Source organism: Actinacidiphila oryziradicis (assembly GCF_005047355.1).
GTDB classification, from domain to species: Bacteria; Actinomycetota; Actinomycetes; order Streptomycetales; family Streptomycetaceae; genus Actinacidiphila; species Actinacidiphila oryziradicis.
This window is the reverse complement of record NZ_SUMC01000040.1, coordinates 55,924-73,893: the sequence shown is the minus strand read 5'-3', so window position 1 is coordinate 73,893 and position 17,970 is coordinate 55,924. Positions and strand designations below refer to the sequence as shown.

Here is a 17,970-nt window from a genome sequence, read left to right as displayed (position 1 = left end):
CGGCGCCGCAGCGCCCAGTCCCTCCCGGCGTGCGTCGTGCAACTGCTCAGCAGCCCGGCGGTCAGCAGGGTGGTCGTGATCAGCCCGGTGACCAGCACCAGGGTCGCGGCAGCGGCGAATGAGGCCAGCCCGGCCTGCTCGCTCTGTCCGAGCAGGAGAGCACCGGCAACGTGCCCGCACAGACGCAGGAGGACAGTGAACGACGACAGCACTGCGAGCCTCCTCCGTATCGGGTGCTCATCATCGTATGGGGGCGGGGCATCATGCGGGAGGGGGCACCCTGCGTCCGGCTGGCGGCGCTCGTGCAGCTCGGGCCGACGGTCTCTGCGGGCGCCACAGGTTCGCGGGCGGCCTGGGCCGGTGCAGGGACCAGGACGCGAAGACACCCGCGGTGGCCGCTTCTCATGAATCCCGCCGGAGAACCGGGGACGCCACGCGGCTTCTACAACGCAGGCGGCGAGGCCCGCGAAAGCGACTTGTTCCTTCACGTCATCGAGATGGGCTGCACCGACGTATGCGTCCTGGGGGTGACCGGCCTGGCTTCGTTCACTTTCAGCAGCAGCGTTTGTCCGCCACTTTCGGCAGCATCTGGAGGTCGATGGGCGCGGGAATGTTCACGAGAAATGACGTCGGTGCGTGGGACGGCCTGCCGCCTGGGGCTCGGAACAAATCGTTCGGCGTTGAACGATGACTCGCGTAGGGTTCCCCAGTTACCTAGGCGGAAGGTGGGTTGCGGGCGTGGCACCCAGGAAAGTGACGCGGGACCAGTTGGCGGGTGCGGCGCGGGCCGCGCTGGGCGGTGGGCGACGGCTGGAGGCGGTCGAGCGAGTCGCGGGCGGCACCACGAAGGGCGTGTACCGGCTGACGATGGACGACGCCATGACGGCGATCGCCTATCTCTGGGAGGACTCCGAGAACTACTGGCCGGTCACCGAGCACGATGGTGACCTCGCTGACCCGTTCTCGCCCGGCATCGGGCTCGACCTGTTCGAGGCGGCGCACGCGCGGCTGGAGGCGCTGGGCCTTCGGGTCCTTAATATTCATCTGGTCGACCGTGACCGCACCCACTACCCGGCCGACCTCGCGATCGTCGAGGACGTGCCCTGCGGGGACCTGATGGACCTGCGCATCCGCGACCCGCAGGCCGCGGAGCCGACCATGATGCGCCTCGCTGAGAGCCTGGCGATGATGCGGGGGCACCGGGCGCCGTCCTTCGGCAAGGTGGCCCTGATCGACGCGGGCGGCACGTCACGGTCGGCCTCGTGTGAGCAGGCCGCGCTCGCTTTCGCGCTGCGCTGCCTCGCCGAGGCGACCGCGCGCGACCACAGGATCGCCGACGCCCGCAACCAGTTGGAGGAGCAGCTGCGCCAGCTGACTGCGGCGGTGCGGCCGCGCGCCGAGTATTCCGTCGTCCACGGCGAGCTGGGCCTGGACCACGTCATGGTCGACCGAGATGGCTATCCCGTCGTGATCGACATCGAGGACCTGCTGTACTTCGACGTCGAGTGGGAGCACGTGTTCCTACGCCTCCGCCATACCGACAGCCAGTACCAGCAGCTGGCGGTGGATGCCCTCGACGAGGACCGCCTCGCGCTCTACAAACTCACCCAGCATCTGTCGCTGACGGCCGGTCCGCTGCGTCTGCTCGACGGGGACTTCCCCAATCGGGAGTTCATGCAGGGCATCGCCGAGCATCACCTGAACGAGGCGCTGGCGATGGTTCAGGCGAGTTGAAGATGCAACCTGCGTCGTCCAGGGCTGGGCGATCTCGGAGATTGTCGGCCACAAGAAGCCAGATGGGATCCTCCGAAATGACGTAAGCGCGTGGGAGGGTCCGCCGCCCGTGAGGGCGACTGGCCGTCGAGACTGAACCCTCAGGATTCAGCTGGCCGTCGCGGGCTCTTCGGCTCGGGCTCGGGTGCTGGCAAGGCGGTAGGAGTCGGTGCCGGTCTCGATGATCGTGCCGTTGAAGGTGAGGCGGTCGACGATGGCTGCGCAGAGGCGTGGATCGGTGAAGGTCTTGGTCCAGCCGCCGAAGGATTCGTTCGACGCGATGGCGACGCTGTTCTTCTCCTCGCGTTCGGTCAGGACCTGGAAGAGGAGTTCGGCGCCGTGACGGTCGAGTTCCATGTAGCCGAGTTCGTCCACCTATGCGGATATCCGCATAGGTGGACGACATCGGCATGCTGCCCTCCGGACAGGCCGCCGCCGAGGCGTTCTACCGCGTCATCGACGCCGCCTACGAACGGCGGTCCGTGATCGTCACCTCGAACCTGCACCCGTCAGGCTTCGACTCGATCATGCCCAAGACCCCGGCCACCGCCGCCGTCGACCGGCTCCTGCACCACGCCCACATCGTCTCGACTGAAGGCTCCAGCCTGCGGCTGACCCAGGCCACCACCGGCCAGGGCGTCGTCCCGCTGAACCAGCCGGGCTGATCCTGGCCGGCTCACCCGGCCGGCTCCGGCAGATGACCGAGGTGCTCGATGACCCGCTTGCGCAGGAGAAGGTACTCGTCCCAACGGCGGGGCAGGGGACCCGGCGGGCGTTCGACGACACGGGTCGCGGTGACGGTCTGGCCCGGCTGGAACTGCTCGTGCGTCAGGTCGAGTTCGACACCGCTGGGCAATCGGTTCCACCAGTGGAAGCCATGCTGGTCCCCGTCGAGGTGCACTTCGCCAACCATGAGGTCGCCGCCGAAGATGTCATTGACGATCAAGGCGGTGATGTCACAGTGGCCCCAGGCCGGGTTGCGCGGCTGCCAGTCGGCCCGGTCGTCGGGCGAGCAGGTGTCGGCGGCCCAACAGGCTCGCAAGGCCTTGTCGAGGTCGAGCAGATTCCAAGGGGTCACGTCGGCAGCATCGCAGCCACCACTGACATCGCAGACGGCGCAGTCGCAACGGAGGCCCGTCCTACTGTGACTGGTCGAGATAGTTGTCACTTGGTCGCCGTATCTGTCACTAAAGAGCGTCCGCCAGTAGGCAGCAGGCACTCGAGATAGGGGCGCGACCCTCTGGGTTCCGCGGTCAGTCCCCGATGGCCAGCTTCACGCCGAAGCCGACGATGACCGTGCCGGTGATCCGGTCGAGCACCCGCTGCGCCACCGGGCGCCGCAGCCAACCGCGCAGAACCTGTGCGAAGGCCACCAGGATTGACGACCAGGCCAGGCCCTCTCCGACATGCACGCATGTCAGTGCCACGCCCATGGCCAGGTGCGGCGCGCTGGCCGGAATGAACTGCGGCAGGACGGCGACGTAGAACACGCCGATCTTAGGATTGAGCACGTTTGTCAGCGCCCCGCGTCGCCAGCCCGATGACAGCCCGGCGGTCGCGCCCGTCCGCTCCCCCTCGGCGGCGTGGGACTCCGCCACGCCGTGGCGTCGGCGCAGGCTGCTCCACAGCATCAGCGCGCCCATCCACAGCAGGTATGCGGCACCGGCCAGGCGTACAGCGTCATATGCGGCGTGCGAGGCCGCGAGCAGGGCCGTGACGCCGAGGGAACTCAGAGTCCCCCAGATCAGTGTTCCCGTCTGGATGCCGAGCACGACGCCCCATGCCTCACGGCGTCGCCCCCGGGCGGCCGTGCGGAGGATCAGCGCGGTATCGAGGCCGGGAGTCAGGGTCAGCAGACCCACGACCACGGCGAAGGACCAGAATGCAGTTGCGGCTCCCATGTGCGGTCAGCCTAAATCAACGGATGCGGGGGCTGCGAGGGCGGGTGTCCCAGCGGTAAAGGAACCAGGAGCGTCGAACCAGGCTACGGATGGTGACGATGGTGGCGGCCAGGGCGATGAAGAACTCCGCACAGGCCCGGCGGCGTTCGGTGCACCGGCGGAGCTTGCCGAAGTTGTTCAGCCACGAATTCGTCCGCTCCACCACCCAACGGCCGTCCGCCTGGATCGGTGTCTGCTCGCCTCGCCTGGCGATCTTCGCGGTGATCCGCCGGTCCGCCAGGTCGTCGTAGACACACCGGTAGTCGTAGCCCGCGTCCAGGCTCAGCGTCGGATGCTCCGGCAGCGGCCCGAGGTCCTTGGCGAGCTCGCTGAAGTGGTCCAAGGTTTCCGGGAGCAGGGTGTGGTCGCGGATGTTGGCCGGGGCCGGGTCGATGACCAGCGGGATGCCGTAGGCCTCGGTCAGCTGCGAGCGCTTGACGCCCTGCTTGGCGCGGTCGACCGGGCTCTTTCCCGCGCACTCCCCGCCGGACGGCGCCTTGGTCTGGCATCCGTCGGCGGCCAGGTGCTCCAGCTCCAGGCCGACCATGCGGTCGTAGGCGGCCAACGCCGCCAGGCGCAGTGCCTCGCCCACGCCGGCGGCGATCCACTGGTCGCCGGCGCCGACGGATCGTGGTCGCCGAGCACACCTGGTCCGGGCCACTCGCTCGTAGCCCATCCCGGATACCAAGGCCAGGATCAGCCGGTCGAAGACCAAGTCATCGGCGATACGCGGGTTGTGACACCCTCACGGATGATCACCGCGATGCACAGGCAGCAGCGCAAGGAACTCCTCGCGCAGCGGCTCCAGGATGCATGCTGGAACAGCAGGCACGGCCCCTCCCCAGTCGCAGAGCGTCAGCAACTCCACTATCGGGACGCCGCGCCTGTCCGACTACCCCCCGGCCATGCCTACTGGCGGACGTTCTTACGACGGCCGTGAGAGCCGGTCAGGCGTTCGTGCGTGATAGGTGATCGGGGAGGTCGGTGAGCCGTTCGATGCGGAGCACCGTCTCGTCTGCCGTCGGCGATGGTCCACCGGTGACGAAGTCGATGCCGCGGTCCAGCCAGATGCCGGTGAGCCCGGCGAGGGCGGCTGCGTTTACATCGCTTTCCAGCATGTCGCCCACGTTGACCGCCTGCGCGGGGTCCGTCCGCATCCGCCGACAGGCGGTGGCGTAGGCGACGGGCTTGGCCGCACCGAGCTCGGTCGGGGTCAGGACGGCTTCGAAGTATTCGAGGAGGCCGAAGCGGACGAGCTTGGCGCGCTGCTGCTCGGGGTCCCCGTTGGTGAGAACAGCCAGACGCGGTCCTCGGGGAAGCCGTTTCAGGTTCTCCAGGCATGGCTGGACATCGGGATAGCACCGCCAGGACTCCTCGAACACGGTGAGGTAGCGCTCGGCGATCCAGGCGTCCAGACGGCCGGGACTTGTCGGAACCGGCTCGCCGAGCATCGGCAGGAAGGAACGGAGCCTGCGTCGGTGGTGCTCAGCGAAGGAGCACTGACCGGCCAGGTATTCCCGCATGTGGCGCGCCTCCAGCGTCCACCACAACGTCACCAGCTCCTCCGGTGGAGCCGTCGCGTTCGGCGCGGCCTGGACGATCTGGCCGATCGTTTCCAAGACCGCGCTTCGGTGATCGACCAGGGTGCCGTCCAGATCGAAGAAAATCACATCTGCCATAGGATGATCATCTCGTGGTGCCTGTCCCTGACGCCAGAAGGCAGGTATCGCGATCTCCTTTCGGGATGTCTGTCCAGGTCACAGTGGTCGTGTGCAGGTGGGTCCGTGTAGTCATTGAGCAGGTTTGCCATGGATGCTGCGTTCGCCATGGCGATGTCGGGGGGTGTTGCATTCGGCTGGTCGGTGTGTAATAGGGGCCATAGCGCGCTGAGTCATGGTCAGTCAGGCTTCTGCGAGGAGTCTCGGGAGCTCGCGCATGTCGTCGAAGACCGTGGTGTTCAGTCCTTCGAGCCATTGCGCGGGTGTGAGTCCGCCGGCGTAGCCAAGGGCGCGCATGCCGGCTGCGCGGGCTGCCTGGATCCCGTATTTGCTGTCCTCGACGACGATGCAAGCCGAAGGGTTGACGCCCATCTGCTTGGCGGCGTGCAGGAACAGGTCGGGAGCCGGTTTGCCGTGAGCGACCTCGCTGGCGCTGAAGATGCGGCCTTCGTCGAAGTATGGGTAGATCCCGGTGTGGCCCAAGGTGTGGCGCATCGTGTCGTGGCGGCCGCCTGAAGCGACGCAGCTGGGAAGCGTGAGGGTGTCGAGGACTTCGAGGATGCCGTCGACCGGGGTGAGTTCGGCATCGACGGCCGCGCGGTGGAGTTGCCCGAACCTTTCCTGCCAGAGCGCGGCCCGGCTCGGCCCTACTCGGGAAGTGATTTGTTCGAAGTTGGACACGATCGACCGGCCGATGAACTTTTCGATCACCTCGGCTTCGGTCAGCGGCCACCCCAGCTCGGCGCCCAGGGCGACATAGACGCGCACGGCTATGCGTTCGCTGTCGACGAGCACTGCGGGTGCCGATAAATCATCCGGCCAGGTCAGGAGCTTGATCGTCGATGACATGGTCCTCTGCTGCCGCGCAGTTCGTGCCCGTATTGTTCACGTGGACGGCGGTCGGGCGGCATCATGATCTGTCGTGCTGCTGCGCCTGGCCTACCTCGCCGTGACCAACACCTTCACGCTCCTGCGGCTGCTGCCGATGAGCGAGCGGGACAAAGACATCGAGATCCTCGCGCTGCGGCACCAGCTGCTGGTCCTGCAGCGCCAAGCCGGCAAGCCCGCGTTCACCGACACCGACCGCGCGGTGCTCGCCGGCCTGCTCCACCATCTTCCGACGGACAAGCTGCGCCAGCTCGTGCTGCTCGTAAGCCCGGACACGATCTTGCGCTGGCATCGCGACCTGCTCAAACGGCGCCATGCCGCGACCTGCGCACCGAGGCGGCGCGGACGCCCGCCCACCGTCCGCTCGATCCGCGCCCTGGTCCTTCGCCTGGCACGCGAGAACAGCTCCTGGGGGTACCGCAGAATCCACGGTGAACTCGCGGCGCTGGGCATCAAGGTCGCCGCCTCCACCGTCTGGGAAATCCTCCGCGAACACGGCATCCCACCCGCCCCGGAACGCCAGGGCACCACCTGGGCCGACTTCCTGCACAGCCAGGCGGACGCGCTGCTCGCCTGCGACTTCTTCGAGACCCGCACCCTGACCGGAGCGCGCCTGTACGTCTTCGCAGTCATCGAGCACGCCAGCAGGCGCATCCGGATCCTCGGCGCTACCGCGCATCCGACCGCAGCCTGGGTGGTGCAGTTGGGGCGCAATCTCATCATGGACCTGGAGGACGCGGGCGCAAGAGCGAAGTTCCTGATCCGTGACCGGGACTCGAAATTCACCGCGGCTTTCGATGCTGTGTTACAGGACGCGGGCCTGCGCGTGGTGACCTGTGGCATCCGAATGCCTCGCATGAACTCCATCATGGAGCGCTGGGTACAAACCTGCCGGCGCGAGCTGCTGGACCACACCCTCATAGGGAACCAGCGCCACCTACTCCACGCCCTATCCGAGTTCGAGTCGTTCTACAACCAGCACCGCCCGCACCGGACCCTGCACCAAGCCGCTCCCCTCCGCCCCTTGCCCGAACCGACCAGCAATACAGGACAGATCGCACCCCTGGACATCCACCGACGAGATCGGCTCGGCGGAACCCTCCACGAGTACCAACATGCCGCCTGAGCTGGACGGATGATTAATCGGCACCCGCAGGGTTCCGGGGTCGTCCGAGCTGCGGGTTTGGTAGCGCAGGCTGGGGCGTTTGGTCTTGATCGGGGCGGTGCGGGGTGGGCGGTCCCGGATGACCCAGCCGGGGAGGTCGGCAGGGCGCGGATGGATCGGACGGTGGGCGGGCGTCCGCGCTGCCTCGGTGCGCAGGTCGCGGCGTGGCGCCGTTTGAGCAGGTCGCGATGCCAGCGCAAGATCGTGTCCGGGCTTACGAGCAGCACGAGCTGGCGCAGCTTGTCCGTCGGAAGATGGTGGAGCAGGCCGGCGAGCACCGCGCGGTCGGTGTCGGTGAACGCGGGCTTGCCGGCTTGGCGCTGCAGGACCAGCAGCTGGTGCCGCAGCGCGAGGATCTCGATGTCTTTGTCCCGCTCGCTCATCGGCAGCAACCGCAGAAGCGTGAAGGTGTTGGTCACGGCGAGGTAGGCCAGGCGAAGCAGCACGACAGATCACGATGCCGCCCGACCGCCGTCCACGTGAACAATACGGGCACGAACTGCGCGGCAGCAGAGGACCATGTCATGGACGATCAAGCTCCTGACCTGGCCGGATGATTTATCGGCACCCGCACAGTCGCAGCAGCACCGGACCATCCTGATGCCGACCGGAACCAGCAGGCAATCACCAAGCGAGACCTCCACCGTCACGCTCGACTGGCCGGGCCTCACAACAGCGCCCACATGCTCACTGACCAGCGCGGATGAGGTCTCTGGCACCTACAGCCTCCTCATGCTGCTTCAACAGCGCCAGCAGCCCCTACTCCACGCGCCCCTCCCCGCTATGCCACCGACGCTGCCACGCCGAACTTACCCCCTCACCACAAAGGACTTACCGGCCTTCCGGAACGCGAAACCCCCGCTGATCGCCGACCCTCAAATCGAGCCGCACCCTTTTCGGATCAGTCAGGCAGCCGGGGCCAACAGACCCGCACAGACCATGATGGTTTTTCTGGGATCTCGAAGAACCATCATGATCCACATGCAGAAGCGTGGGACCGAGGACTGCGGCCCACCTGCTCAGGCCCTGCGCCGAGGAATTGAGGGGTCACGGCGTATCGCCCAACTGGACACGCGCGCGGCCCACCCAGCTATGGCACTGGGCGTGGGGCTGTGTCAGTGCAAAGCTGACCTGGACCGCCCTTACTGCGTGGCCTCTCCAGTGCCGTAGCTCACAAGCATTCCTCCGGCAGAGGGGGAGGTCACGAGGGCGTACGAATATGTCAGGTTGGTTCCGTCGACCATATCGGTGTAGATGCTGGCGCTTCCGGAGTAATCCTGGCCGGCGGCCTCCGTGAGCGCGCCCTGGTTACCGTTACCGACTGCCGGGGCGTTCATGACCTCGCTGTTGCCCTTGCTGTCCGTTGTGACGATCTGTGCGATGAGGGTGTCCCCGGCCGCCACCCCGGCGGGAGTGAGCTGCGCTTCGGCCCAGTTGGAGTTGCAACCCTTGGAGTACCGGTTATACACGTACCCGACTATCACGCCGGTTCGCTTGTCGACGGCGGCGGCCGACGTGGTGGAGGTGTAGGTACAGCCGAAGTGGTACATGTCGTAGCCGTGACAGGTGTAGCCGTAGCATCCGGCTGCTGACGCGGGCGCCGCAGTGACCCCGACGCCCAGCAGGCCGAGAGCCATGGAAGAGGTGAAGGCGACAAGTGCCCGGTAAGAAGGTCGCATGGTTGTCTGATCCAATGGTGAGAAGTTGATTGACGCGGGCGCGGTCCCATCAGGAACCAGGGCTCGACGCGAGCGGCAACTGCGAGGATGCCTGACATCAGGCACCGCTGTTGGCGGAGGCGCAGCCTTGCAGTCTCGTTCAAACGTGTCAACCTAACGGCTGGTCTGCTTCGGTTTGTTGGATCAATTGGCTGCCAGGGGAGAGCCAGCCTTCGAAGGTGATCCCTGCAGGTATCCGCCTATCCGTGGCGGATCGCTTCCGGCACCGACGGAGGATGTCCACCGCCCCCGCGAGCTCCTGACAGCAGTGCGCCGAGCCTCAGTCTTTCACCGCGCGACGTTATCTGGTGGGCCGTCACACGAATGCCGATCCGCCAAGTCAGAGCATGACGAGGGCGATGATCGCTTCGGCGGAGCGAAAGCCGAAGGGTGCGGCTCGGTTTGAGGGTCGGCGATCAGCGGGGGTTTCGCGTTCCGGAAGGCCGGTAAGTCCTTTGTGGTGAGGGGGTGGGTTCGGCGTGGCAGCGTCGGTGGCATAGCGGGGAGGGGCGCGTGGAGCAGGGGCTGCTGGCGCTGTTGAAGCAGCATGAGGAGGCGGCCCGGCGGCGGTTGGAGGAGCTTCGGGCCGGGCTGGCCGTGCTGAACGAGCGGATCGCTGCCGCCGAGGGGGAGCTGTCCGACCTGGTGGTCACCCAGGCGACCCTCGCCCGCGTGCTCTGCGAACGCGACGCGGACGAACCGGGGTTCGAGCAGGTGTCCGTACGGGATGCGGATCCGGACGATCTGCCCGGCTTTCTGCCGCCGGTTGTGTGCATCGCGACCGGGTGAGGTGCCCGCGGAGGGTGACTGGCCGGTGCTGGCCCTGCTGGCCAGCGCGAATACGCCGCTGCGGGCAAAGGAGATCTGCGAAGTGACGGAGGAAGCCGCAGACCATCGGCACGTTGAGACGCTGCGGATGCGGCTGAAGCGCATGGTGGGTGTGAGTGGCTGGCCGAGCCGTCCAGGGGGCTGTTCGCGCTGGCCGATGGCGTTCGCGCACCTGATCGGCGCTGATCAGGCGGGCTCTTCCCCGCGTCGTGCCTGGTGACAAGCCCGCATCGACGATAGGGAAGAGTCCGATGCCAGCCTATGGTCCCACCGCGTCCGCCGGGGTGTTTCCCGCTGCCCGCGCCGCCTTCGGGCAGCTGCTCGCCGATCTGTTCGACTACCGGGGCGCCTCCCACGCCGAGGCAGAGGAGTTCATCGCCGCGCGCGGCCGCGAGGTGCACCGCCTGATGCTCCAGGAGTGGTTCGACCAGCGGGCCGGGCGTGAGGAGCGCCTGCCGGATGTCGCCGGATCCGACCAGGTGGTGCGGCGCGCCGCCGAGGCGGGGCACAAGCGGCTCTACCGGGCCAAGGGAGCATCGAACCTGCACCCGGCCGATGCCGAGCTGGACCTGCCGACCGGGCGGCACTCACACGCGCTCAAGAGACTCGCCGCGATCGAGGCGGCGCGCGGCTCGTTGAGCAAGCCGTGGAGGCGATCGAGCGCGCCACCGGCACGCACACGGGCAAGCGGCAGGTCGAACAACTGGTTGAGCGCACCGCGGCGGACGCGGACGACTTCTACGCACACGCGCGCAGCAACCACTCCGGCTCCGGCTCCGGCTCCGGGGAGATTGTGGGTGCCGAAAACCTCATCCATAGGCCGTGACCTGCAGATTCGCGGATACGGCTGTAGGTCGCCGGACGGGTACGCCAGGATGGTCGATCGTGCTGCTGCGACTGCCCTACCTGGCGCTCACGAGCGTCTTCGCCTTCATACGGCTGCTGCCCATGAGCGACACGGACAAAGACATCGAGATTCTGACGCTGCGCCACCAACTCGCTCGCCGCCGCCGAGACGATCGCTCCCGAGACGGACCGGCCATGGCACGCGGCCCGGCTCGAGGCTCGAACCACAGCGCCTCACGGCGCAAACCTGATTCATGACAGTCCCGCCTGCGGGGATAGGAGGGACAGGACAGTCGTGCGGAGGGCGGAGTCGGCGGCTTGGCCGGTGCGCTGTCCATTGGTGACGAATTGACAGCCGGTCAGAGGCTCGTCGATTTCGACGGCCTGCTCGCCCGCGCTGAAGATCTCCAGGACGGCGCCGCCGGTGTCGTTGGGGCAGTTGTAGGTGCCGGAGGCGGGCGGGCGGAGGCCATTCAGGATGGTGCGGAGCCGGTCGATGACCGCGTGGCTGGTGATGCGGGCCTGTGCTGGTGGGCGTGGCCTGCCCGTCGAGGTGATACCGCCGTAGCCACATAGCAGCAGCCGGTTCGCGGCGATCGGTTCGAGCCGGTCCTTGAGGCCGCTGACGTTCGAGGCGGTCGGCTGGGGCCGGCGCGAAGGGCAGTGGCTGGCGTCCATGACTTTGAGGACCGTGACGACGCCGGTTGGACGGCTCGTGCCATTGTGGGTACTGCCCTGCCCGGCGCCGCATGCAGTGGCTGCGAGAACGACCGCCATGGTGGCGACGGCCGTGATCCGGGGTGTCTGCATCGTTCCCCCTTGTTGTTGACGAAGGTTGGACGCTGCCGGGGGCGTAGTGGTTCCCGGGGTCCCGGGAGCAGGGAGTAGGGATCAGGGATGGAAGATCTCCTGCATGGTGGCGATATCGCCCGTGGAGTCGCGGCGCCGAATGGTGCGGTCCGAGCAGCCGGGACTGGCGATGCGTTCGTAGCCGGAGCTGTGCACCAGCGCAGCGATAACGTGCTCGAAGACCACACGGTCGGGTATGCGCGGGTTGTGGCAGCCCAGCGGGTGTGTCCACATGCTCGGGCAGCAGCGCCGCGAACTGGTCCCAGAAGGGTTCGAGCACAAGACAGGGGAGTTAAGGTCCTGCGCCGGCTGTCAAGGAGTCGTCTGCTTGGGTGACGACGATCGCGTACGTGACCCGGATTGAGCGTCTGGGTTTGCCGTCTGTTGAAGGGTGCTGTCGTTGAGAGGGGAAGGGTGCCTCTGACCAGCCACGCCGGCTCGCCGACCAGGGCCTGGTCACCCTCAAGGAGATCGCCCGCCGCATGAAACTCCACCCCGGCACTGTCAAGAGGTGGCGCGACGCCGGACTGCTGACCGGCCGCCTGGCCAACGACAAGGGCGAGTACCTCTACGACATGCCCGGCCCCGACTTCGTCCGCCCGCGGACCGGCCGACCACCAGGCCCCCGACCAGCCTCCACTCCAACAACCATCGCATCAACCGAAAGAGGCGCAGTATGAAGCCATCTGTTTCGCTTTCGGGGCTTGCGGTGGGCTTTTCAGGACGCGCAGGCCGGCGTCGGTGAAGACGGCGTCGAAGGTGTTGGTGAACTGGCTGCCGCGGTCGCGGATCAGGAACGTGTGGCCCTCGGTGTCGGTGTCCATGAGGAAGTTGCGGGCGGCCTGGGTTGTCCATGGGCCGGTGGGGTTGGCGGTGACGCCGAGCAGGTGGGCACGGCGGCTGCGGTGTTCGAGCAGGATCAGGGCGTATATGCGTGTGAGGTTGATGGTGTCGACGTGCAGGAAGTCGACGGCGACGATGTGCTGCGCTTGGTCTGTGAGGAACTGCTTCCAGGTCGGTCCGGTGCGGCGCGGGGCGGGGTCGATGCCGGCCTGGTGGAGGATGTTCCACACGGTGGAGGCCGCTATCTGGTGGCCGAGGCGGGTGAGTTCGCCGTGGATGCGCCGGTGGCCCCATCCCGGGTTGTCGGCAGCCATGTGCAGGATCTGGGCTTTGAGCACGGCGGCTGTGGGCGGGCGTCCGGGTCGGCGTCGCTGGCTGTAGTCCCACTTCTTCGCTACGAGTTTGCGGTGCCAGGCCAGCAGCGTGGCAGGGGTGATCGGGAAGACCTGGGGCCAGCGGCGGCGTGGTATCAGGTGCGAGAGCGCGGCGAACCACAGGCGGTCGGCTGGTTCGTAGCGCATGCGCGGGACGTGTCGGCGCAGGACCGCGTTCTCGTGCCGCAGCACCAGCAACTCCGCGTCCTTGGAGACCTCACGCCGCAGTAGCAACGCCGGCAGCGAGAGTAGGCGGCGGGTGACGGCGTACACCGTGGACATGATCACGAAATATGGTCCCAGACGAGGAAGAACCGCTGCTCAGGGACCTGGGCTCCGGGTTCCTCACAGCGACGGGCTACAGAACCAGGCGACGATTCGTGTTTTTGAGCCCTACAGGTCGTCTCCCCGGACACGATCCTGCGGCGGCACCGCGACCTGATGCACCGTCGCCTCCCGTCGTAAGCAGTCCGGCCGACCACCCACCCTCCGCGGCGTCCAGGCTCTGGTCCTGCGCGTGGCCCGCGAGAACTCCGGGTGGGGCTACCGGCGCATCCACGGCGAACTCGCTGCCCTCGGCATCAAAGTCGCACCCTCCACCGGGCGGTCCCGTAGATGGTCAGAGCCAGCCGTTGGTGGTAGCGGTTCGGGCGGCTTCGAGCCGGTTGTGGGCGCCGGTCTTGCCGATGGCGGCTGAGAGGTAGTTGCGTACGGTGCCTTCGGATAGGTGGAGGCGGCGGGCGATGTCGGGGATGGTGAAGCCGTCAGCGGTGGCGATGAGGACATCGCGTTCGCGGGCCGACAACGGGTTTGGTCCGGCCGAGAGGGCGGAGGCGGCGAGTACCGGATCGATGATCCGCTCACCCCGCATGGCACGCCGGATAGCAGCAGCGAGCTGGTCTACGGGACCATCCTTGACCAGGAAGCCGCTCGCGCCGGCGTCCATCGCCCGGCGCAGGTAGCCGGGGCGGCCGAAAGTGGTGAGGATCAGCACCCGGCAGTCCGGGAGTGACTGTCGCAGGGCTGCAGTAGCGCTCAGCCCGTCGAGATTGGGCATTTCGATGTCGAGCAGGGCGACGTGGGGCTCGGCCTGGAGGGCGGTCGGTACGACCTGGTCTCCGGTGCTGACCTGTGCCACGACGTGCAGGTCGGGTTCCATGTCGAGCAATCGCGCCAGCGCGTCGCGGACTAGGCCCTGATCTTCGGCCAGCAGGATGCGGATCAACGGGTGCCGGTCCCTGAACGCGGGCTCACCGGGTTCCGCGATAGGTGGACCAAGCTTTCGCTGGTGGTCAGCGGTAGTCGCACGGTGAGCCCGAATCCCTTCCCCGGAGCCGTTCCGGTGTCGATGGTGCCGCCGGCGGCGGTGAGGCGTTCGGCCAGCCCGGTCAGCCCGTTGCCAGCACCGGCGCCCTCTTTGAGGCCGATCCCGTCGTCGCGAATGTCCAACATGACGATATCGCGCTGGCGGGTCAGCCGGATGCGGCAGATATGAGCCTGACTGTGCCGCAGGACGTTGGTAGCCGCTTCGCGAACGACCCAGCCGAGCAGCCCGTCGGCCAGCGCGGGCAGCGGTGTTCCGGCGATGTGCGCGTACACCTCGATCCCGGCCGCCGCCAGCGCCGCGCGGGCTGTGTCGAGTTCGTCGGCGAGGCTGGTCTGCCGGTAGCCGGTGACGGCCTGACGAATCTCCACGAGCGCTTGCTGGGTGACGCTCTCGATGTCGGCGATTTCCGCGGACAGCTCCGGATCCGCAGCTGCCAGGCGCCGGGCGAGCTGGCTTTTCAGCGAGATGGTGGACAGTGTGTGGCCGAGCAGGTCGTGCAAGTCGCGGGCGAACCGCAGCCGTTCTTCGGTGACCGCCAGGCGGGCCAGGTCCTCGCGGGCCTGCCGCAGCTCGTTGATCAGCATCATGGTGCGCCGGTAGAACCACATCATCAGACCGAGGAAGAACACGAAACTCAGCTGAGAAAAGACCGTGTTCGGCTCGCTGGCCCGCGAGATGCCGAGGTGAACCGGGTGGGGCAGGTCGGTGACCAGCGTGGCGAGGGCCGCTCCCGTGAGCGCGGGCAGCACCCAGCGCATCGGCAGCGACACCGCGCAGGCGATGCTCACATAGATCAACAGTCCCTCGAACTGGCCCCGCAACCCCAGGGCAAACGCCGCGCCCAACAGCGCCACGGCGGCCAGCCAGGGTGCGATGTCGCGAAACGGGGCAGTGGTGGCCAGCGCCAGCCACATGGTGCGTACCCACAGCCCGGCGATGAGCGCCAGTGCCATGATGACGCCGGCGCAGGCCGGCCAGGCCAGACCGCGGGTGACCAGATCACTGACCGGATAGGCGTTGAACGCCAGCATCAACAGGAGGAAGCCCAACCACCGGGCCCGCCGCCATCGGCTCGGGGGCCCGGATGTGCGCGACATCACGGCGAAAATGGGGGTGGGCTGGTTCACGCCGCCTCCAGTGCTCCGGTGTGAGATTACGGGCTGATGGGCCGGCTGGCGATAGCGCTGGCCCAGCACGATGGCGGCGGTTCAGCGGGAGGCGGTGCGGCGGTAGGCCAGTGCGGCCAGCCCGGTGAAGGCGATCAGCCATGCCAGCAGGATGGCCGGGCCGGTCAGGGACAGTGAGTGCCCGGCGGCGATCTTCCAGCCGAACTCTGCGACCCGGTTGGACGGCAGGGCGTACGAGATGTGGCGCAGCGCGGAGGGCAGCACACTGGCCGGCATCCACAGCCCGCCGACGGCGCCGAGGAACAGGTAGACGCCGTACATCACGGGGAAGGCCGAGGAGTCGTCGGTGACGTAGCCGATCAGAATGCCCAGCGCGGCGAAGGGTGCGGTGCCGACCCACAGCAGGCCGGCGATCGCGACCCACTGCCCCGCCGTCAGGGAAACCCCGTGGTCGATGACCGCGGTCAGGAGCACCAGCAGGATCGCCGGCAGCGCCCAGACCAGCGCGGCGAGGATCTTGGCGGCGATCACCGACCGGGTGGGCAGCGGCATGATCCGCAGCTGCCGCATCCAGCCGTTGGTGCGTTCCTGGGCGATCCGCGGGCCGGTGGCGGTCAGCGCGGCGCCGATCGCCCCGAACGCCGCCATCGAGATCATCACCGCGAGGTCCGGGGCCAGGCCGCCGACCGGCTGGTTGTTCGCCGCGCCGAACAGATTGGTGAAGAGCAGATACATCGCCACCGGCATGGCCAGCATGAGGATCAAGAACCGCTTGTCCGAGGCCATCCGCACGATTTCGAGCCGCAGGTAGGTCCGCATTGCAGTGTCTCCTTCAGAGATGTGGGCGTGGTCAGCGGGTGAGGGCCAGCACGGCGTCTTCGAGGTCGGCGCCGCCAACCTCGAGATCGGGGACCTGGTCACGAGTGGCGAACAGGGCACGGACGGTGGCCTCGACGTCGGTGGTCCGCAGCGCCACCGTGCCACCGTGCACCTCCACGACCCTCACGCCGGGGAGCAGATCCAGGCCCGCGCACGATTCGCCGCCCAGGGTGAAGCGCACACTACGGCCGCCGGCTGCCGCCTTGATCTCGGTGGGGGTGCCGTCGGTGACGACCCGGCCGCCCGCGATCACGACGATGCGATCGGCGTTCTCGTCGGCCTCCTCCATATAGTGGGTCGCGAACAGCACCGTGCGACCACCCGCGGCGTAACCGCGGATGGTCGTCCAGAACGCGCGACGGGACTCCACGTCCATCGCGGCGGTCGGCTCATCGAGCACCAGCACCTGCGGGTTGCCCGCGATGGCGAGCGCGAAGCGCAGCCGCTGCGCCTGGCCACCCGACAGCCGGTCGGTCCGCCGACTGGCGATCGAGATGAGGTCGGCGTCGGCCAGCAGTTGCTTCACCGGCCGAGGGCTCGGGTAGATCCGGCACGCCAGACTTACCAGCGCGCCGACCGTGACGCCGGGCATCAGCCCGCCGTCCTGCAACATCGCCCCGATCCGGCCCTCGGCCACCGCCTGGTTCGGGCTGCCGCCGAGCACGCTCAACTGCCCTGCCGTGGGTTCCAGCAGCCCCAGCAACATGCTGATCGAGGTGCTCTTGCCGGCACCGTTCGCGCCCAGCAGCGCGACAGTCTCACCCCGGTCGAGGGTCAGATCCAGCCCGCCGACCGCCCGGACCGAACCGAAAGTCTTGGTGACGCACTGAAAGGAAACCGCGTGTTGTGTCATGCCGGCAACTCTAAAAAGCGGCAATGGCCACCGTTAGTCCCCACCGATCACAACATCCGTATGACAGAAGTCAGACCCACCCGATCCTGAAACCAGATCCCAAGCTCACGCCGGCAACGCGCACCCGGAGACATAGATCGGCGCTCTCGGCTTCGCCTCAACGCCCTGGCCCTGTTCAACACCCGGTACATGGACGCCGCGGTGACCCTGCGGCGCGCGGACGGGTTCGAGGTCCGCGACGAGGACGTGGCCCGTCTCTCGCCGTTCGTGCGGCACCACATCAACTGGGCCGCTACTCCTTCCAGCTCCCGGACCTGCCCGGCCGGATGCGGCCTCTTCGCGACGCGGGTGCCACCGAGGAGGAGTGAGCGGGTGCCGGCACGCCGCCGGGAGGCCTGCGCCCGCTGCTCGGCATCCCCGCTCCGCGGGGCGGGCTTGATGCCCAGCCGGGTCAGCCGCTCCTGCTGCTCAGTCGACAGCTGCGCCCAGAGTTACCCGATTGCCGCTCCACCCACCTCCCCAGATCATCACCCTCGAAGAGGACCCCGGGCTGGATGTCGGGCAGGGTGCCGTCGGCGTCGACCAGGTCGGCCAGGACGCGGAAGTGCCGCTGCCACTCCAGCGGCCAAGGGCAGTTCCAGTCCGGGTCGATGGCCGTCAGCTGCTTGACGCGGTCCTCTGCCCGCTCCGGGTCCTTGCCCAAGCCACCCTTCCTACGGAGATTGGCCATATGCTGCCCGACCGGCTGCTGGTCGGCCTCCGTCTCGCCCCACACGGCGTCCTGACGCGGGGCAAGATGCCCGCGCGCGCGGCGGTACGAGCGAGGGTGCGTTCGGCGACGG

General features: G+C 67.7%; 19 protein-coding genes and 7 pseudogenes. 9 read left to right on the top strand and 17 right to left on the bottom strand.

Annotated elements, in window-relative coordinates; all coding sequences use genetic code 11:
- A partial coding sequence (locus FCI23_RS32505; protein ID WP_136727604.1) for a hypothetical protein occupies positions 1–212 on the bottom strand: 212 nt, incomplete at its 3' end.
- Between the two features lie 541 nt (positions 213–753).
- Here FCI23_RS32505 and FCI23_RS32495 point away from each other — a divergent pair.
- On the top strand, positions 754–1,734 hold the full coding sequence (locus FCI23_RS32495; protein ID WP_136727603.1) for a phosphotransferase: 981 nt from the start codon (positions 754–756) through the stop codon (positions 1,732–1,734).
- 147 nt (positions 1,735–1,881) lie between these two features.
- On the opposite strand, the pseudogene FCI23_RS32490 reads toward FCI23_RS32495, so the two are convergent.
- Positions 1,882–2,148, bottom strand: a pseudogene (locus tag FCI23_RS32490) (ATP-binding protein); the annotation flags it as partial.
- A 20-nt stretch (positions 2,149–2,168) separates the two neighbouring features.
- On the opposite strand from FCI23_RS32490, the pseudogene FCI23_RS32485 reads away from it, so the two are divergent.
- Positions 2,169–2,438, top strand: a pseudogene (locus tag FCI23_RS32485) (ATP-binding protein); the annotation flags it as partial.
- Between the two features lie 11 nt (positions 2,439–2,449).
- Here the strand turns inward: FCI23_RS32485 and FCI23_RS32480 are convergent.
- The 5 genes and pseudogenes from FCI23_RS32480 to FCI23_RS32460 all read right to left on the bottom strand — a co-directional run bounded on the left by FCI23_RS32480 (position 2,450) and on the right by FCI23_RS32460 (position 6,280).
- Positions 2,450–2,851 (bottom strand): YunG family protein, encoded by a 402-nt coding sequence (locus FCI23_RS32480; RefSeq protein ID WP_136727602.1) that lies wholly within the window; start codon positions 2,849–2,851, stop codon positions 2,450–2,452.
- A gap of 175 nt (positions 2,852–3,026) precedes the next feature.
- Positions 3,027–3,674, bottom strand: coding sequence for a LysE family translocator (locus FCI23_RS32475; RefSeq protein WP_136727601.1), 648 nt, complete (start codon positions 3,672–3,674; stop codon positions 3,027–3,029).
- Positions 3,675–3,690: 16 nt separating this feature from the next.
- Positions 3,691–4,545: pseudogene (locus FCI23_RS32470) on the bottom strand (IS5 family transposase).
- Between the two features lie 115 nt (positions 4,546–4,660).
- A complete protein-coding gene (locus tag FCI23_RS32465; RefSeq protein ID WP_136727600.1) occupies positions 4,661–5,392 on the bottom strand; it encodes an HAD family hydrolase in 732 nt (243 codons plus the stop codon).
- A gap of 222 nt (positions 5,393–5,614) precedes the next feature.
- Positions 5,615–6,280, bottom strand: a complete 666-nt coding sequence (locus FCI23_RS32460) for an HAD family hydrolase (protein ID WP_136727599.1) — start codon at positions 6,278–6,280, stop codon at positions 5,615–5,617.
- A gap of 73 nt (positions 6,281–6,353) precedes the next feature.
- Here FCI23_RS32460 and FCI23_RS32455 point away from each other — a divergent pair, with 73 nt between their 5' ends.
- Complete coding sequence (locus FCI23_RS32455; RefSeq protein ID WP_136727598.1) at positions 6,354–7,445, top strand: integrase core domain-containing protein; 1,092 nt, start codon at positions 6,354–6,356, stop codon at positions 7,443–7,445.
- Between the two features lie 140 nt (positions 7,446–7,585).
- Here the strand turns inward: FCI23_RS32455 and FCI23_RS60375 are convergent.
- A pseudogene (locus FCI23_RS60375) lies at positions 7,586–7,930 on the bottom strand (integrase); the annotation flags it as partial.
- 696 nt (positions 7,931–8,626) lie between these two features.
- The gene (locus tag FCI23_RS32445) at positions 8,627–9,163 is read right to left on the bottom strand and encodes a hypothetical protein (protein ID WP_136727597.1); all 537 of its coding nucleotides are present in this window, start codon (positions 9,161–9,163) and stop codon (positions 8,627–8,629) included.
- 552 nt (positions 9,164–9,715) lie between these two features.
- Here FCI23_RS32445 and FCI23_RS32440 point away from each other — a divergent pair.
- From FCI23_RS32440 to FCI23_RS32430, 3 genes are all read left to right on the top strand, one after another.
- The gene (locus tag FCI23_RS32440; protein ID WP_136727596.1) at positions 9,716–9,991 is read left to right on the top strand and encodes a hypothetical protein; all 276 of its coding nucleotides are present in this window, start codon (positions 9,716–9,718) and stop codon (positions 9,989–9,991) included.
- Between the two features lie 25 nt (positions 9,992–10,016).
- Positions 10,017–10,250: a hypothetical protein gene (locus FCI23_RS32435; RefSeq protein ID WP_136727595.1), complete on the top strand. Its 234-nt coding sequence runs from the start codon at positions 10,017–10,019 to the stop codon at positions 10,248–10,250.
- A gap of 426 nt (positions 10,251–10,676) precedes the next feature.
- Positions 10,677–10,856 (top strand): hypothetical protein, encoded by a 180-nt coding sequence (locus FCI23_RS32430; RefSeq protein WP_136727594.1) that lies wholly within the window; start codon positions 10,677–10,679, stop codon positions 10,854–10,856.
- Between the two features lie 272 nt (positions 10,857–11,128).
- On the opposite strand, the gene FCI23_RS32420 is transcribed toward FCI23_RS32430, so the two are convergent.
- Complete coding sequence (locus tag FCI23_RS32420) at positions 11,129–11,686, bottom strand: hypothetical protein (protein ID WP_136727593.1); 558 nt, start codon at positions 11,684–11,686, stop codon at positions 11,129–11,131.
- Positions 11,687–11,815: 129 nt separating this feature from the next.
- Positions 11,816–12,005: pseudogene (locus tag FCI23_RS32415) on the bottom strand (IS5/IS1182 family transposase); the annotation flags it as partial.
- Positions 12,006–12,207: 202 nt separating this feature from the next.
- Here FCI23_RS32415 and FCI23_RS32410 point away from each other — a divergent pair.
- Positions 12,208–12,405, top strand: a complete 198-nt coding sequence (locus FCI23_RS32410) for a hypothetical protein (RefSeq protein ID WP_136727592.1) — start codon at positions 12,208–12,210, stop codon at positions 12,403–12,405.
- On the opposite strand, the gene FCI23_RS32405 is transcribed toward FCI23_RS32410, so the two are convergent.
- On the bottom strand, positions 12,382–13,224 hold the full coding sequence (locus FCI23_RS32405) for an integrase (protein ID WP_136727591.1): 843 nt from the start codon (positions 13,222–13,224) through the stop codon (positions 12,382–12,384). The two genes, FCI23_RS32410 and FCI23_RS32405, sit on opposite strands and share 24 nt — an antisense overlap.
- Positions 13,225–13,341: 117 nt before the next feature.
- On the opposite strand from FCI23_RS32405, the pseudogene FCI23_RS63975 reads away from it, so the two are divergent.
- Positions 13,342–13,543, top strand: a pseudogene (locus FCI23_RS63975) (integrase); the annotation flags it as partial.
- Positions 13,544–13,561: 18 nt separating this feature from the next.
- Here the strand turns inward: FCI23_RS63975 and FCI23_RS32395 are convergent.
- The 4 genes from FCI23_RS32395 to FCI23_RS32380 form a co-directional block, all read right to left on the bottom strand.
- Positions 13,562–14,167, bottom strand: coding sequence for a response regulator transcription factor (locus FCI23_RS32395; RefSeq protein WP_136727590.1), 606 nt, complete (start codon positions 14,165–14,167; stop codon positions 13,562–13,564).
- The gene (locus FCI23_RS32390) at positions 14,164–15,396 is read right to left on the bottom strand and encodes a sensor histidine kinase (protein WP_136727589.1); all 1,233 of its coding nucleotides are present in this window, start codon (positions 15,394–15,396) and stop codon (positions 14,164–14,166) included. Before FCI23_RS32390 ends, FCI23_RS32395 begins: the two co-directional genes overlap by 4 nt.
- Before the next feature lie 81 nt (positions 15,397–15,477).
- Positions 15,478–16,215, bottom strand: a complete 738-nt coding sequence (locus FCI23_RS32385; protein WP_136727588.1) for an ABC transporter permease — start codon at positions 16,213–16,215, stop codon at positions 15,478–15,480.
- A gap of 31 nt (positions 16,216–16,246) precedes the next feature.
- Positions 16,247–17,128, bottom strand: a complete 882-nt coding sequence (locus FCI23_RS32380) for an ABC transporter ATP-binding protein (protein WP_136727587.1) — start codon at positions 17,126–17,128, stop codon at positions 16,247–16,249.
- 150 nt (positions 17,129–17,278) lie between these two features.
- Between FCI23_RS32380 and FCI23_RS63970 the strand changes: the two are divergent.
- A pseudogene (locus FCI23_RS63970) lies at positions 17,279–17,496 on the top strand (Tn3 family transposase); the annotation flags it as partial.
- A gap of 83 nt (positions 17,497–17,579) precedes the next feature.
- Here the strand turns inward: FCI23_RS63970 and FCI23_RS32370 are convergent.
- Positions 17,580–17,903, bottom strand: coding sequence for a helicase associated domain-containing protein (locus FCI23_RS32370; protein WP_407646061.1), 324 nt, complete (start codon positions 17,901–17,903; stop codon positions 17,580–17,582).
- Positions 17,904–17,970 lie beyond the last annotated feature (67 nt).